Source organism: Streptomyces africanus, from assembly GCF_030816955.1.
GTDB classification, from domain to species: domain Bacteria; phylum Actinomycetota; class Actinomycetes; order Streptomycetales; family Streptomycetaceae; genus Streptomyces; species Streptomyces africanus.
The window spans coordinates 6,414,549-6,429,840 of sequence record NZ_JAUSYP010000001.1 but is presented as its reverse complement, the minus strand read 5'-3'; the positions used below and the strand labels follow the sequence as shown (position 1 = coordinate 6,429,840).

Annotated in this window: 11 protein-coding genes; 3 read left to right on the top strand and 8 right to left on the bottom strand. The window is 72.4% G+C overall.

What is annotated here, in order from left to right:
• Positions 1-68: 68 nt before the first annotated feature.
• Genes QF034_RS29850 through QF034_RS29840 form a run of 3 tightly spaced genes read left to right on the top strand, consistent with a single transcriptional unit; the run spans position 69 to position 6,675 of the window.
• The gene (locus QF034_RS29850; RefSeq protein ID WP_307177799.1) at positions 69-5,021 is read left to right on the top strand and encodes an ATP-dependent helicase; all 4,953 of its coding nucleotides are present in this window, start codon (positions 69-71) and stop codon (positions 5,019-5,021) included.
• A gap of 29 nt (positions 5,022-5,050) precedes the next feature.
• The gene (locus tag QF034_RS29845; protein ID WP_307177798.1) at positions 5,051-5,878 is read left to right on the top strand and encodes an Fpg/Nei family DNA glycosylase; all 828 of its coding nucleotides are present in this window, start codon (positions 5,051-5,053) and stop codon (positions 5,876-5,878) included.
• Positions 5,879-5,910: 32 nt separating this feature from the next.
• Complete coding sequence (locus QF034_RS29840) at positions 5,911-6,675, top strand: SDR family NAD(P)-dependent oxidoreductase (protein ID WP_307177797.1); 765 nt, start codon at positions 5,911-5,913, stop codon at positions 6,673-6,675.
• A gap of 68 nt (positions 6,676-6,743) precedes the next feature.
• Here the strand turns inward: QF034_RS29840 and QF034_RS29835 are convergent, their stop codons facing one another.
• The 8 genes from QF034_RS29835 to QF034_RS29800 all read right to left on the bottom strand — a co-directional run bounded on the left by QF034_RS29835 (position 6,744) and on the right by QF034_RS29800 (position 15,219).
• Positions 6,744-7,001 (bottom strand): hypothetical protein, encoded by a 258-nt coding sequence (locus QF034_RS29835; protein WP_307177796.1) that lies wholly within the window; start codon positions 6,999-7,001, stop codon positions 6,744-6,746.
• Between the two features lie 190 nt (positions 7,002-7,191).
• On the bottom strand, positions 7,192-7,662 hold the full coding sequence (locus tag QF034_RS29830) for a Dps family protein (protein ID WP_243379206.1): 471 nt from the start codon (positions 7,660-7,662) through the stop codon (positions 7,192-7,194).
• A gap of 223 nt (positions 7,663-7,885) precedes the next feature.
• A complete protein-coding gene (locus QF034_RS29825; RefSeq protein ID WP_003993396.1) occupies positions 7,886-8,266 on the bottom strand; it encodes a helix-turn-helix domain-containing protein in 381 nt (126 codons plus the stop codon).
• Positions 8,267-8,375: 109 nt separating this feature from the next.
• Positions 8,376-8,921 carry a CinA family protein gene (locus QF034_RS29820; RefSeq protein ID WP_307177795.1) on the bottom strand — a complete coding sequence of 182 codons (546 nt, stop codon included), beginning with the start codon at positions 8,919-8,921 and terminating at the stop codon, positions 8,376-8,378.
• A complete protein-coding gene (pgsA, locus tag QF034_RS29815) occupies positions 8,918-9,790 on the bottom strand; it encodes a CDP-diacylglycerol--glycerol-3-phosphate 3-phosphatidyltransferase (RefSeq protein WP_307177794.1) in 873 nt (290 codons plus the stop codon). Before pgsA ends, QF034_RS29820 begins: the two co-directional genes overlap by 4 nt.
• Positions 9,787-11,268, bottom strand: coding sequence for a 30S ribosomal protein S12 methylthiotransferase RimO (rimO, locus tag QF034_RS29810; protein WP_307177793.1), 1,482 nt, complete (start codon positions 11,266-11,268; stop codon positions 9,787-9,789). Before rimO ends, pgsA begins: the two co-directional genes overlap by 4 nt.
• Positions 11,269-11,361: 93 nt before the next feature.
• Complete coding sequence (locus QF034_RS29805) at positions 11,362-12,216, bottom strand: helix-turn-helix domain-containing protein (protein ID WP_307177792.1); 855 nt, start codon at positions 12,214-12,216, stop codon at positions 11,362-11,364.
• Between the two features lie 261 nt (positions 12,217-12,477).
• On the bottom strand, positions 12,478-15,219 hold the full coding sequence (locus tag QF034_RS29800; protein WP_307177791.1) for an FtsK/SpoIIIE family DNA translocase: 2,742 nt from the start codon (positions 15,217-15,219) through the stop codon (positions 12,478-12,480).
• Between the last annotated feature and the right edge of the window lie 73 nt (positions 15,220-15,292).

Sequence of the window (15,292 nt, the reverse complement as noted above, 5' to 3'; positions counted from 1 at the left end):
CCACCCCGAAACGGCAGGCGGAACCGCGGCGGCGTCCCGTTGTCAGTGCCGGGGTGCACGATGGACGCATGCCCAGCAAAGCACCCGGACCCCTGGACGGCTTCTCCCCCGCGACCCGCGCCTGGTTCTCGGGCGCCTTCTCGGCGCCCACCACGGCCCAGTCCGGTGCGTGGCAGGCCATCCACGAGGGTTCGGACGTGCTCGTCGTAGCCCCCACGGGCTCCGGCAAGACCCTGGCCGCCTTCCTCGCCGCCCTGGACCAGCTCGCGTCGACTCCTCCTCCCGCCGACCCGAGGAAGCGCTGCCGGGTCCTGTACATCTCGCCGCTGAAGGCCCTGGCCGTGGACGTCGAGCGCAACCTCCGCAGCCCCCTGACCGGCATCCGCCAGGAATCCGTACGGATGGGCCTGCCCGAGCCCGAGGTCAAGGTGGGCATCCGCTCGGGCGACACCCCCGCCGCCGAGCGCCGCGCCCTGTCCACCCGCCCGCCGGACATCCTGATCACCACCCCCGAGTCGCTGTTCCTGATGCTGACCTCGGCCACGCGCGACGCACTGACCGGCGTGGAGACGGTGATCCTGGACGAGGTGCACGCGGTCGCGGGCACCAAGCGCGGCGCCCACCTCGCGCTCTCCCTGGAGCGGCTGGACGAGCTCCTCCCGAAGCCCGCCCGCCGCATCGGACTCTCCGCGACGGTCCGCCCCGTCGACGAGGTGGCCCGTTTCCTCTCGCCCCGCCGCAAGGTGGAGATCGTCCAGCCGGAGTCGGGCAAGGAGTTCGACCTCTCCGTGGTCGTCCCGGTCGAGGACCTGGGCGAGCTGGGCGGCTCCCCGGTGGCCGACGGCTCGGAGGGCGCCGAGCGCCCGTCGATCTGGCCGCATGTGGAGGAGCGGATCACCGACCTCGTCCAGTCTCACCGCTCCACGATCGTCTTCGCGAACTCCCGCCGCCTCGCGGAGCGCCTGTGCAACCGCCTGAACGAGATCGCGTACGAACGGGCCACGGGCGAGACCCTCGACGAGCACCACTCCCCCGCCGAGCTCATGGGCGGTTCGGGAGCCGCCCAGGGCGCACCCCACGTCATCGCCCGCGCCCACCACGGCTCGGTGTCCAAGGAGCAGCGTGCCCTGGTCGAGGAGGACCTCAAGGCGGGCCGCCTCCCGGCGGTCGTGGCCACGTCCAGTCTCGAACTGGGCATCGACATGGGCGCGGTCGACCTGGTGGTCCAGGTCGAATCACCCCCCTCGGTGGCCTCCGGCCTGCAACGCGTCGGCCGGGCGGGCCACCAGGTGGGCGCGGTCTCCACCGGCGTGGTCTTCCCGAAGTACCGCGGCGACCTGGTCCAGGCGGCGGTGGTCACCGAGCGCATGCGGACCGGTGCCATCGAGTCCCTCAGGGTCCCCGCCAACCCGTTGGACGTCCTGGCCCAGCAGATCGTCGCCATGACGGCCATGGACACCTGGCAGTTCGACGACCTCCTCGCCGCCGTCCGACGGGCCGCCCCCTTCGCCTCCCTCCCGGAGTCGGCCTTCACGGCGGTCCTCGACATGCTGGCCGGCCGCTACCCGTCCGACGCCTTCGCCGAGCTGCGCCCGCGGGTGGTGTGGGACCGCGTCACCGGCGAGATCACGGGCCGCCCCGGCGCGCAGCGCCTCGCCGTCACGTCCGGGGGCACGATCCCCGACCGCGGCCTCTTCGGTGTCTTCCTCGCCGGCACCGACCCCAAGAAGGGCGGCGGCCGGGTCGGCGAGCTCGACGAGGAGATGGTCTACGAGTCCCGCGTCGGCGACGTCTTCACGCTCGGCACGAGTTCCTGGCGCATCGAGGACATCACCCGCGACCGCGTCCTGGTCTCCCCGGCCCCGGGCGTGCCGGGCCGGCTGCCCTTCTGGAAGGGCGACCAGCTGGGCCGCCCGCTCGAGCTGGGCCGGGCGGTGGGCGCGTTCCTGCGCGAGGTCGGCTCACTGCCCAAGGACGACGCCCGGCTGCGCCTCCTCGCCGCCGGCCTGGACGCCTGGGCGGCGGACAACGTGCTGTCCTACCTGGACGAGCAGCGCGAGGCCTGCGGCCACGTCCCGGACGACCGGACGATCGTCGTGGAGCGCTTCCGCGACGAGCTCGGCGACTGGCGCGTGGTCGTGCACTCGCCCTTCGGGGCCCAGGTGCACGCCCCCTGGGCCCTCGCGCTCGGCGCGAAGCTCTCCGAGCGCTACGGCATGGACGCGCAGGTCATGCACGCCGACGACGGCATCGTGCTGCGCCTGCCTGACGCCGACCTGATGGGCCTGGACCTGCTGGACCAGGAGCCGGTGAAGATGGGCCGGGAGTACGACGCCGAGCAGGCCCCCGTGGGCGCCGCCGACGTCGTCTTCGACAAGGGCGAGGTCGACCAGGTCGTCACCGACCAGGTGGGCAGCTCGGCGCTGTTCGCGGCCCGTTTCCGCGAGTGCGCCGCCCGCGCGCTGCTGCTCCCGCGCCGCAACCCGGGCAAGCGCACGCCGCTGTGGCAGCAACGCCAGCGCGCCTCCCAGCTGCTCCAGGTGGCGAGCGAGTTCGGCTCGTTCCCGATCGTCCTGGAGGCGGTCCGCGAGTGCCTGCAGGACGTCTTCGACGTCCCGGGGCTCGTCGAGCTGATGGGCGACCTGGAGTCCCGCAAGGTGCGCCTCGTCGAGGTCACCACCCCCGAGCCGTCCCCCTTCGCCCGCTCCCTCCTCTTCGGCTACGTCGCCCAGTTCCTGTACGAGGGCGATTCCCCGCTCGCCGAGCGCCGTGCCGCCGCCCTGTCGCTGGACTCGCGGCTGCTGGCCGAGCTGCTGGGCCAGGCGGAGCTGCGCGAGCTGCTCGACGCGGAGGTGCTGACGGAGCTGGAGCGGGAGCTTCAGTGGCTCACCGAGGACCGCCGCGTCAAGGATGCCGAAGGCGTCGCGGACCTCCTCCGCCTTCTCGGCCCGCTCACGGACGCGGAACTGGCCGAGCGGGGCGCCGAACCGCGGTGGGCTCAGGACCTGGCCGGCGCCCGCCGCGCCATCCGGGTCCGGATCGCGGGCAGTGACCACTGGGCGGCGATCGAGGACGCGGGCCGGCTGCGCGACGCACTGGGCACCGCCCTGCCGGTCGGTGTCCCGGAGGCCTTCACGGAGCCCGTCAAGGACCCGCTCGGCGACCTCCTCGCGCGTTACGCCCGCACCCACGGCCCGTTCACGTCGACCACGGCGGCGGCCCGCTTCGGCCTGGGCGTGGCCGTCACCGAGGGCGCCCTCCAGCGGCTGGCCGCGGCGGGCCGGGTCGTCCAGGGCGAGTTCCACCCGGCCGGGATCGGCCAGGAGTGGTGCGACGCGGCCGTGCTGCGTCGGCTGCGCCGCCGCTCCCTGGCCGCCCTGCGCCATGAGCTGGAGCCGGTGCCGCCGGCCGCGCTCGCCCAGTTCCTTCCCCAGTGGCAGCACATCGGCAAGGGGCATTCCCTGCGCGGCATCGACGGCCTGGTGCGCGCCATCGAGCAGGTGCAGGGCGCGTCCGTGCCCGCCTCCGCGCTGGAGAAGCTGGTGTTGCCCTCCCGGGTCGTGAACTACAACCCGGCCATGCTGGACGAGCTCACCGCCGCAGGAGAGGTCGTCTGGGCCGGGGCGGGCTCCCTCCCCGGCAAGGACGGCTGGGTCTCCCTCTACCTGGCGGACGCGGCGCCCCTGCTCCTGCCGCCCCCACACCCCCTGGAGCTGACCGCCCTGCACCAGTCCGTCCTGGACACCCTCTCCGGCGGCTACGGCCTGTTCTTCCGCCAGATCGCCGACCAGGTCCGGGCCACCACCCACCCCGACGCCACCGATCCCCAGCTGGCCGACGCGCTCTGGGATCTGGCCTGGTCCGGACGTCTGACCAACGACACGCTCGCGCCCATGCGCTCCCTGCTCGGCTCGGGCCGCACCGCCGGCTCCACGGCCCACCGCGCCAAGCGTGCGGTCCCGCGCGGCCGCTACGGCTCCCAGACGGCTGCGGCCCGCCCGGCTTCCCGGTCCGGCCCGCCGACCGTCGCCGGCCGCTGGTCCCTGCTCCCGGCCCACGAGCCGGACCCGACGGTGCGGGCCCACGCCCTCGCCCGCACGCTCCTCGACCGGCACGGCGTGGTGACCAGGGGCGCGGTCTCGGCGGAGGGCGTCGAGGGCGGCTTCTCGGCGACGTACCGCGTCCTGTCCGCCTTCGAGGAGAGCGGCCAGGCCCGCCGCGGCTACGTCGTGGAGGGCCTCGGCGCCGCGCAGTTCGCGATGGACGGTGCCGTGGACCGCCTGCGCGCGGTGGCCAACGCCCGCGACCGCGGCGAGGACCTGCCCGGCCCGCCTCCGGGCCCCGACCTCGATCCGTTCCCCGCCCATGACTTCGCCGCTCATGACTTCGCCGCCCATGACTTCGCCGGACAAGACGACTCGTTCCCGCCCAGCGACCACCCGGGCGACCCCGGCGCCGACGGTTTCCCCGGCCTCGGCCCCGCCTACGTCACCCCGGCCCCCCAGCCGTCCAGGGACGAGTACGTCTCGCCGCGGGACTACCCCCCGCAGGCCCCCCCGCCCTGGCAGAACGGCGGACGCGCGCCGTACGCCCCCGGCTCCCCGGGCCGCCGCAGCCGCCCGGACTCCGCCTCCCGGGCCGTCGTCCTCGCCGCCGCCGACCCGGCGAACGCGTACGGTGCCGCGCTGCCCTGGCCCGAGCCCCCGACCGGCGCCGGGCACAAGCCGGGCCGCAAGGCGGGCTCCCTGGTGGTGCTCGTCGACGGCGAACTGACGCTCTACATGGAGCGCGGCGGCAAGACCCTGCTCGCCTGGGCCGCGGACCCGGACGGCGCCCCCACCGACGACCCCCGTCTGCGCACCGCGGCGGAGGCCCTCGCCGCAGCCGCCCGCGCCGGCTCCCTCGGCACGGTCACGGTGGAGCGCGTCAACGGCGCCCAGGCCCTGACCTCCCCCATCGGCACCCTTCTGGAAGGAGCGGGCTTCATCGCGACCCCCCGTGGCCTCCGCCTGCGCGCCTGATCGTCCCGGCGACGTGCCACCCTTGACCCATGCCCGAAGGTGACACGGTCTGGCAGACCGCGAGCCGGCTGCACCACGCCCTCGCGGGCAAGGTGCTGACCCGCAGCGACCTCCGGGTGCCCCGGCTCGCCACGGCCGACCTCACAGGTCGTACGGTCCTGGACGTCACCCCGCGCGGCAAGCACCTCCTGACCCGCGTCGAGGGCGGCCTGACTCTGCACTCGCATCTGCGGATGGACGGCTCCTGGAAGGTGTACGCGAACGGCAGGCGCTGGAGCGGCGGCCCCGGCCACCAGATCCGCGCGATCCTGGGCAACGCCGACAGCACGGCCGTCGGCTACCGCCTCCCCGTAGTGGAGCTCCTGCGCACCACCGACGAGCACCGCGTGGTCGGGCACCTCGGCCCCGACCTCCTGGGCCCGGACTGGGACCCCGACCGGGCCCTCGCCCATCTCCTCCAGGACCCCGCCCGCCCCCTCGGCGAGGCCCTGCTCGACCAGCGCAACCTCGCCGGTATCGGCAATGTCTACAAGAGCGAGCTCTGCTTCCTGCTCGGCGTCACCCCCTGGCTGCCCGTCGGCGACCTGCCCGCCGAGCGCGCCGCCCAACTGCCCGCGCTCGCCAAGAGGCTGCTGGAGACCAACCGCGACCGCCCGATCCGCACGACGACGGGCCGCCGCGGCCAGGACCTCTTCGTCTACGGCCGGGCCCCTCGCCCCTGCCTGCGCTGCCACACCTCCGTCCGTGTCGCCGACCAGGGCGACGGCTCCCGCGAACGCCCCACGTACTGGTGCCCCACCTGCCAGCCGGGCCCCGCCCCGGCCCCTTCCCCGACCCGGCGCCGCCGCACCAATTGACGACCCGTCAGAAACGCTCGTACGGTCCCTGTATGCCCGTCACGGCGTACGACCTCACCGGCCGCACCGCGTTCGTCACCGGAGCCGCGAGCGGCATCGGCCGCGCCTCGGCGCTCCTGCTCGGGGAGGCGGGCGCCACCGTGCACTGCGCGGACCGGGACCCCGAGGGACTGCACGAGACGGCGACCCTGATCAAGGACGGTGGCGGCACCGCCCACACCCACGTCCTCGACGTCACCGACCGCGCCCGGCTGAGGCAGGCCATCACCTCCTGCGAACGCCTGGACGTCCTGGCCGCGATCGCCGGGATCATGCACAGCAGCCCGGTCCTGGAGACCCGGGACGAGGACCTCGACCGAGTGCTCGACGTCAACTTCAAGGGAGTGCTCTACGCCTGCCAGGAGGCAGCCCGCCTGATGATCGCCCGGGGTACCGGGGGCAGCATCGTCACCATGGCCTCGGGTGCCGTCGACACCGGCGCCCCCGGCCTGCTCTGCTACGGCGCGGCCAAAGCGGCGGTGGTCCAGCTGACCCGGACCCTCGCGACCGAGGTGGGCCGGCACGGTATCCGCGTCAACGCGGTCGCGCCGGGCTGGATCCGTACCCCCATGACCGACCGCCACGACAGCGAGGCCCAGGCGAAGACGGAGGCCGTCATGGCCCGTATGTCACCCCTGGGCCGGGTCGGCGCGCCCGAGGACATCGCCCACGCGGTCCTGCACCTGGCATCCGACGCCTCGTCCTTCACGACGGGCCAGATCATCCGCCCGAACGGCGGTGTGGCGATGCTCTGGTAAGACACACCTGGCACCCCGCCCACCCCGGAAAAGACCCCACACCCCCGAAGTAGTACCCCACCCCGGCATCACCCCCTCCGCGACACCACACCCCGGCCCCCCACTCCCAGCACCCTCCGCCACCGCCCGGTACCCAGGACCCCACCAGCCCGCCCCTTCGGCACGCAATGCACCGGCAGCACGCTCAGCCCCCATCCCCCGGCCGCGACCGTCGCCTCCAGCACCCCGGCCCCGGGCGCGACCACCAGCCGCAGCACCGCCCACCACCACAGCGCCCCCAGCCCCAGCACAGCGCCGCGCGCCCCCCAGCGCCCTATCCCCGCCATGACCGCCACCTCCAGCCCGACGCTAGGCGGCCCCTCGGGCCGGCGGGCAGGGCGCACCAACGGCACACGGGCGCACCGCGCGCCCCACTGCGCCGAGCTGCGAGACCGTGAGCCGCGAGACCGCGAGCCGCGAAGCCCCGAGCGGCGAGCCCTCCGGCCGGCCCGTCGCCCGCTGCCGCGCCCGCTGCGGTCACCCGTTCTCGGCCTGGAACATCCAGTGATGCTTCTCCAGGTCCGCTGTGATCCCGATGAAGATGTCCTGGCTCACCGGATCCGGCTCACCGGTCGCCTCGACCCGCTCCCGCATCCGCGCGATCACCGCGCCCAGCGCCTCGACGAGCGCCCCCACGGCGGTCGTGTCGTCGACCCACCCCTCGGGGGTCACGCCGATCCCGCTTCCGACGGCGACCGTCGCGGCACGCCCGTCGGGGGAGATCCCGAGCGCCGCGGCGCGCTCCGCCACGGTGTCGGAGTACTTCCGCGCGGTGTCGACGACCTCGTCGAGCTGGAGATGCACGGAACGGAAGCGGGGCCCCACCACGTTCCAGTGGATCTGCTTCGCCACGAGGGCGAGGTCCACCAGGTCGACGAGGGCGCCCTGCAACGCCTCGGACACGGTCTTCAGGCTCGCGTCGGACAGCGGGCTCTTCACGACGTACATCCGCACCTCCGTTGGCTTCCCCCCGCCGTTCCCCTCAACGATGACCGCCGCACGCCCTACCGGCAAACGCAAACAAATCGGGCACAACCCTGCCCGGCAGCCGGCGGGCAAGCGAAAACCCCGACCGACACCCCTCCGGATCTCCCGGAGAACCCCGGCCGGGGCCTCACCAGTCTCGGCGCCTGGTCAGCGCCGCTCGTTCATGCCACGCACGCGCGAAACGTCACGCGGCGACGACGTCCACCGCCTCGGCGGGCGCCTTGATGGTCACCCGTTCCGGTGGCACACCGGTCACCGAAACGGAACCCAGCATCGGGCGAACCGGCGTGGGCACAGGTTCGCTGGGGGTGGCCGCAGCGGACTGGGCCAGCTCCGCCAGGGCGAGCTCGTCGCTCACTTCTCGCATGAGCTCGGACATCCGTACGTCCAGCGCGTCGCAGATGGCGGAGAGCAGTTCGGAGGAAGCCTCCTTCTGCCCCCGCTCCACCTCGGAGAGATAGCCGAGTGAGACTCGGGCGGACGAGGAGACTTCGCGCAGAGTACGGCCCTGGCGCTGGCGCTGCCGACGCAGCACGTCACCCAGCAGGCGACGGAGCAGAATCATCGGTGGCTCCCTCCTCGGACCGCGTAGCCGCATCCATTACGCCCCACCGTACCGCCTTGCGCCGCGGCCGTGCGGGGAGCGATGTCGTGTTCACTCAGGGCTGCAAACATCAAAACCCCCCGTTCCGTTCCGTATCCTGTGCCCGCTCATTCCCAGTCTGTTCGCCCGCAAGCTCCTTCAGGAGCAGTGCGAGTACGCTCCGTACACTCTCTCTACGAATTTCCTCGCGGTCGCCGTTCAACCGCAGAGCCTCCACTTTTCCGCCGCCGGCAGAACCGGAATCGGCCCTCCGGGGTCCGTCCACGGCGACGAAGACCGTCCCGACGGCCTGTCCGTCCTGTGGCTCCGGCCCCGCCACACCGGTGGTCGCGATGCCCCAGTCCGTGCCGAGCGCCTTGCGCACTCCGGCCGCCATCTGGGCCGCGACCTGCGGATCCACCGCTCCTCGCACTGCCAGCAGGGCGGCGTCGACACTCAGCAGTTCCTGCTTCAGGTCGGTGGCGTACGCCGTCACCGAGCCCCGGAAGACCTTGGACGCCCCGGGGACGGATGTGATCTCCGCCGCAACGAGACCACCGGTCAGCGACTCCGCGACGGCGAGCGTCTCGCCCTTCACCGTGAGTAGTCGCACCACGTCGGTGGCCGTGGAACTCACGCTTCCTTCTCCTCCAACGCGGCCTTGCGCTCGGCGATTCCCTGCCTGCGCAGCACAATGGCCTGTTTCACATAGTCGAGCCCGGTCACCACGGTCAGCACGACCGCCGCAGCCATCACCCAAAACCTCAGGGTGGCCAGCCATCCCGTCAGCGCCAGCACATACATGCCCACGGCCACGCCCTGGGTGAGCGTCTTGAGCTTGCCTCCGCGGCTGGCGGGGATGACGCCGTACCGGATGACCAGAAAACGCAGCAGCGTGATGCCGAGTTCCCGGCCGAGGATGACGCCGGTCACCCACCACGGCAGATCACCGAGCGCGGACAGACAGATCAGCGCCGCCCCCATGATCGCCTTGTCGGCGATGGGGTCGGCGATCTTCCCGAAGTCCGTGACCAGGTTGTACCTGCGCGCCAGGTGACCGTCGAAGAGGTCGGTGATCATGGCGATGGCGAAGGCCGCCCAGGCGAATGCCCGCCACGCCGGGTCGTACCCGCCGTCCGCGAGCATCAGCGCCACGAAGGCCGGTACGAGGATCAGCCGGAGCATGGTCAGGAGGTTGGCGACGTTCCAGACGCTGGCCTGGTTGACGGCCGCGGCCGCCAGTTTCCCGCCCCGCGCCGGCTTCCCGTCGTCCTGCGCGTCGACGACGGCGCTCTCGGAGCCGTCACCGGCAGCGGCCCCAGAGCCATCCGCACCGGCCGCCGCACCCTGCCCTGCCCCTGGCGCCGCACCGGACGCCCCGCCCTCGGCCGACCGCGCGGCCGCCCGGCCCGCGGAAGCCCCGGGAACCTTCCCCGGAGCCGCACCGGCTGCGGCCCTCCTCGCGCCGGAGGGACCGCCCGCCGCGGATGCCGGAACACCGGTCATCTGCCCGCCTCCTCACTCCACGCCGGCGACGCGAACGAGCCCTGAAGCGGCTCGGCCACCAGGTCGACGCCCTCCGTACCGACCACCTTCGCCTCGACCATACGGCCGCTGCTCAGACCCGCGCCGCTCGTGAGCAGCACCTGGCCGTCCGTCTCGGGTGCCTGGTGCGCCGCGCGGCCGTACACGCCCTCCGCGTCGTCGACGGACTCGACGAGCACGTGCACCGTCTGGCCGACGCGCTCCTCGGCGCGCTGCGAGACGAGTTCCTCGGCCAGTCGCGAGACACGGGCCAGCCGCTCGGCGACGACGTCCTCGTCGAGCTTGTTGTCGTAGGTCGCCGCCTCGGTGCCCTCCTCGTCGGAGTAGCCGAAGACACCGATGGCGTCCAGCCGCGCACCGTTCAGGAACCGCTCCAGCTCGGCGAGGTCGGCCTCGCTCTCGCCGGGGAAGCCGACGATGAAGTTGGAGCGCACACCGGCCTCGGGTGCCTTGCTGCGGATCGTGTCGAGCAGTTCCAGGAACCGGTCGGTGTCGCCGAAGCGGCGCATCGCGCGCAGCACGCCGGGCGCGGAGTGCTGGAAGGACAGGTCGAAGTAGGGCGCGACCTTGGGGGTGGAGGTCAGCACGTCGATCAGGCCCGGCCGCATCTCCGCGGGCTGCAGGTAGCTCACCCGGACCCGCTCGATGCCGTCCACCTCGGCGAGCTCGGGCAGCAGCGACTCCAGCAGGCGGATGTCGCCGAGGTCCTTGCCGTAGGAGGTGTTGTTCTCGGAGACCAGCATGATCTCCTTCACGCCCTGCTCGGCCAGCCAGCGCGTCTCGTTCAGCACGTCGCTCGGACGGCGGGAGATGAAGGAGCCGCGGAAGGACGGGATGGCGCAGAAGGAGCAGCGCCGGTCGCAGCCGGAGGCGAGCTTCACGGAGGCGACCGGGGAGCCGTCCAGACGGCGGCGCAGGGGCGCGCGCGGGCCGGAGGCCGGAGCGAGGCCCTCCGGGAGGTCGGCGGGGGCGTGGCCGGGCAGTGCGACCGCGGTGGCCGACTCCTGGCGCTCGGCCGGGCTGATCGGCAGCAGCTTGCGCCGGTCGCGCGGAGTGTGCGAGGCGTGGATGCCGCCGTTGAGGATGGTCTGCAGCCGGTCCGAGATGTCCGTGTAGTCGTCGAACCCGAGCACACCGTCGGCCTCGGGAAGGGCCTCGGCGAGCTCCTTGCCGTACCGCTCGGCCATGCAGCCGACCGCCACGACGGCCTGGGTTCTGCCGTGTCCCTTGAGGTCGTTGGCTTCCAGGAGGGCGTCGACGGAGTCCTTCTTGGCGGCCTCGACGAAGCCACAGGTGTTCACGACGGCGACGTCCGCGTCCTCGGCGTCCTCCACGAGCTGCCAGCCGTCCGCCTCCAAACGGCCTGCGAGCTCCTCCGAGTCCACCTCGTTACGGGCGCAGCCAAGGGTGACGAGTGCGACGGTACGGCGTTCAGGCATGGGCTCAAGAGTACTTCGTCCCGCTGACACCCCACGTCGACGGGGTTGGCCGTTTCCAGGCCAACCCCGTAGCGACTGCACCCACCGGGCCGGTTATCCGGCCTCGGGGTCACCCTTCGTGTACGTCAGGCGCTCCACGGCGCCCGGCTGGAAGTCGTCCTTGATCTTCTTGCCGTTGACGAAGAGGTCGATCACGCCGGCGTCCCCGAGGACGAGGTGCACCTTCGAGCTGTCCTGGAAGGTCTTGGTCTCGCCCTGCTCGAGGACACCGTCGAAGATCATCCGGCCGTTGTGGTCCTTGGCGGCGATCCAGCTGCGGCCGTCGGCGGCGGCCACCTGGACGGTCACCTTGTCCTGGGGCGCGGCCGCGATGGCGCTGTCGGACGCCTCGGGCTTGGGGTCGGTGGGCTTCTTGGTCTTGGTGGTCGGGGAGGCGGAGCCGCCGGTCGTGGGCGTGGAGCCCTCGGCCACGTTCGCCTCGCCGCCGCTGTCGCCGCCGCCCTGGAACATCGTGAATCCGACGAATCCGATCACGGCGACGATCGCGGCGACCATGGCGGCGGTCCAGTTGGGCCCGCGCCGCTCCGGACGGATACGTTCCGCCTCGAAGAGGGGAGCTGCCGGGGTGGGAGCCGGGCGCCCGCCGTGCTCGTCGCCGTACTGGGCGAGCAGCGGCGCCGGGTCGAGGTGGACGGCCTTGGCGAGGGTCCTGATGTGCCCTCGGGCATAGACGTCCCCACCGCAGGCGGTGAAGTCGTCCGCCTCGATGGCGTGCACGATGTTCATGCGGACCCGGGTGGCGCTACTGATGTCGTCGACGGTCAGCCCAGCGGCGATACGCGCCTGCTGAAGGGCACGGCCGATGGAGGGGCGGGCTTCCTCGCGGTCTTCTTCGACGCGCTCGTCTTCGAACGGACGCTCGTCTTCAGGGGAGTTGCCGTTGGACACGGGGGCGCCTTTCGAGCGTGTAGCCGCCTGTGCTGGAGGTTCAGTCTAGGGGGGGTACAAAAGGGTGGGGCAACCGGGCGGTGACACTTTGTACGCCATCGGAATGGCCCGACATCCCGATGGCCGGGGAAGCTGTTCCTCGCTTCCCTCAACTTGACGTACGCCGAAGGGAAACGGTTGCTCAAGGATCCCTTACGGGTGAGTCACGATCCGGACACCCGATTGCAGTACCACTCGGCGTGGCGGCCGTGACCCGCTTCCCTACCCTTCAGACTCCCCCCGGATCAGCGCGAGCACGCCATCCAGCTCATCAGGCTTCACAAGAACGTCACGAGCCTTCGAACCCTCGCTCGGACCGACGATGTTCCGGGACTCCATGAGGTCCATCAGCCGCCCCGCCTTGGCGAAGCCGACGCGCAGTTTGCGCTGGAGCATGGACGTCGACCCGAACTGCGTGGAGACCACCAGTTCGGCCGCCTGGCACAGCAGGTCGAGGTCGTCGCCGATGTCCTCGTCGATCTCCTTCTTCTGCTTGGTGCCGACGGTGACGTCGTCCCGGAAGACGGGCGCCATCTGGTCCTTGCAGTGCTGGACGACGCCCGCGATCTCCTCCTCGGTGACGAAGGCGCCCTGCATACGGGTCGGCTTGTTGGCGCCCATCGGCAGGAACAGCCCGTCGCCCTTGCCGATGAGCTTCTCGGCGCCCGGCTGGTCGAGGATGACCCGCGAGTCGGCGAGCGACGAGGTGGCGAACGCCAGCCGCGACGGCACGTTCGCCTTGATCAGGCCCGTGACGACGTCGACCGACGGCCGCTGCGTGGCGAGCACCAGATGGATGCCGGCCGCGCGCGCGAGCTGTGTGATGCGCACGATCGCGTCCTCGACGTCCCGCGGCGCGACCATCATCAGGTCGGCCAGCTCGTCGACGATGACCAGCAGGTACGGGTACGGCTGGAGCTCGCGCTCGCTGCCCTCGGGCGGTTTGACCTTGCCCTCGCGCACGGCCCGGTTGAAGTCGTCGATGTGCCGGTAGCCGTAGGCGGCCAGGTCGTCGTAGCGCAGGTCCATCTCGCGCACGACCCACTGGAGCGCCTCGGCGGCCCGCTTGGGGTTGGTGATGATCGGTGTGATCAGGTGCGGGATGCCCTCGTAGGCGGTCAGCTCGACCCGCTTGGGGTCGACGAGGATCATCCGGACGTCCTCCGGCGTCGCCCGCATCATGATCGAGGTGATCAGGCAGTTGATGCAGGACGACTTGCCGGAGCCGGTGGCGCCGGCGACCAGCATGTGCGGCATCTTCGCCAGCGAGTGCATGACGTAGCCGCCCTCGACGTCCTTGCCGAAGGCGACCAGCATCGGGTCGTCGTCCTCCGCGGACTCCGCGAGCCGCAGGACGTCACCGAGGTTGACCATCTCCCGATCGGTGTTCGGGATCTCGATGCCGACCGCGGACTTGCCGGGGATCGGGCTGATGATCCGCACGTCCGGGCTGGCGACGGCGTAGGCGATGTTCTTGGCCAGCGCGGTGATCCGCTCGACCTTCACGGCCGGGCCGAGCTCGATCTCGTAGCGCGTGACCGTCGGCCCGCGCGTGAAGCCGGTGACGTTGGCGTCCACCTTGAACTCGGTGAAGACGTTGGTCAGCGCGGCGACTATGGCGTCGTTGGCGGCGCTGCGGGCCTTGCCGGGGCCCCCGCGCGTGAGGAGGTCGAGCGACGGCAGCGCGTACGTGATGTCCCCGGACAGCTGGAGCTGTTCCGCGCGTGGGGGCAGGTCGCGGGGCTTGGCGGGCGGGGACTTGGTGAGGTCGCGGACGCCCGCCTTCGGCCTCTCCTGCTCGGGCTCGTCCTGCTGGAGCTTCTCCTGCTGGGGCCGGGCTGCCGGGACGGGCGTCGGCGTGGTCGCCTCGCGGTCCCCGACGGTCACGCCCTGGGTGAGGTCCGCGACGACCGGCGACGGCGGCATCCCGTGCAGCACGGCCCCGTCGAGCGCGGCGGCAGCCGCCGCGGCGACGTCCACGGCGTCCTTGGGCCGGTCCATGTCGGGCTGCGGCACGGCGGAGCGCCGGGGACGGCCGCGGCGCCGGGAGAGCGCCTCCTGCTCGGCGCTGTCTGGGTCGTACGCCGCGGGCGCCGGCGTCCGCCTGCCGCGCGGGCGCGCGGGCAGCGCCTCCCGCCACTGTTCGTCGTAGCGCTCATCGTCCTCGGCGAAGCCGAACTCGTCCTCGGCCGGATCGCGGACGATCCCGAGCCGCACCCCGGCCTGCCGCAGCCGCTGCGGAATGGCGTTGACCGGGGTGGCCGTGACGACCAGCAGCCCGAAGACCGTCAGCAGCACGAGCAGCGGCACGGCGAGCATGTCGCCCATGGCGTACGACAGCGGGGTCGCCATGGCCCAGCCGATGAGGCCGCCGGCGGCCCTTATGGCCTGCATGCCGTCGCCGCGGGCGGGCGCGCCGCAGGCGATGTGGACCTGGCCGAGCACGCCGATGACGAGCGCGGACAGGCCGATGACGATGCGTCCGTTGGCCTCGGGTTTCTCCGGGTGGCGGATGAAGCGCACGGCGATGACGGCGAGCAGGATCGGCACGAGCAGGTCGAGCCGGCCGAAGGCACCGGTCACGAGGATCTCGACCAGGTCTCCCACGGGGCCCTTCAGGTCGGCCCAGGTGCCCGCGGCGACGATCAGGGCGATGCCGAGCAGCAGCAGGGCGACGCCGTCCTTGCGGTGTGCCGGATCGAGGTTCTTGGCGCCCTGCCCTATGCCGCGGAACACGGCGCCGACGGCGTGTGCGACCCCGAGCCACAGGGCGCGCACGAGCCGGTAGATGCCCCCGGTCGGGCTCGGCGCCGGTTTGGGCGCGGCTTTCTTCGCCGCGGCCTTCCTGGCGGGCGCCTTCTTCGCGGGAGCCTTTTTGGCAGCGGCCTTCTTCGCCGGAGCCTTCGCCGAACCGGCCGCCTTCTTCGCGGGCGGCTTCTTGGCTGCGGAGGGACGTGAGGCCATGGGTGTGAGGTTACCGGGGGAGACGACAAGGGACACGTGTGCCTACGGCTTCACCCGTTCGTGTCGCTCCGGG

Coding starts and splice junctions, on each gene's coding strand:
- QF034_RS29840 (WP_307177797.1), top strand. CDS start 5,911: ATGCCCGTCACGGCGTACGACCTCACCGGCCGCACCGCGTTCGTCACC.
- QF034_RS29825 (WP_003993396.1), bottom strand. CDS start 8,266: ATGATTCTGCTCCGTCGCCTGCTGGGTGACGTGCTGCGTCGGCAGCGC.
- rimO (WP_307177793.1), bottom strand. CDS start 11,268: ATGCCTGAACGCCGTACCGTCGCACTCGTCACCCTTGGCTGCGCCCGT.
- QF034_RS29835 (WP_307177796.1), bottom strand. CDS start 7,001: ATGGCGGGGATAGGGCGCTGGGGGGCGCGCGGCGCTGTGCTGGGGCTG.
- QF034_RS29850 (WP_307177799.1), top strand. CDS start 69: ATGCCCAGCAAAGCACCCGGACCCCTGGACGGCTTCTCCCCCGCGACC.
- QF034_RS29845 (WP_307177798.1), top strand. CDS start 5,051: ATGCCCGAAGGTGACACGGTCTGGCAGACCGCGAGCCGGCTGCACCAC.
- QF034_RS29800 (WP_307177791.1), bottom strand. CDS start 15,219: ATGGCCTCACGTCCCTCCGCAGCCAAGAAGCCGCCCGCGAAGAAGGCG.
- pgsA (WP_307177794.1), bottom strand. CDS start 9,790: ATGACCGGTGTTCCGGCATCCGCGGCGGGCGGTCCCTCCGGCGCGAGG.
- QF034_RS29830 (WP_243379206.1), bottom strand. CDS start 7,662: ATGTACGTCGTGAAGAGCCCGCTGTCCGACGCGAGCCTGAAGACCGTG.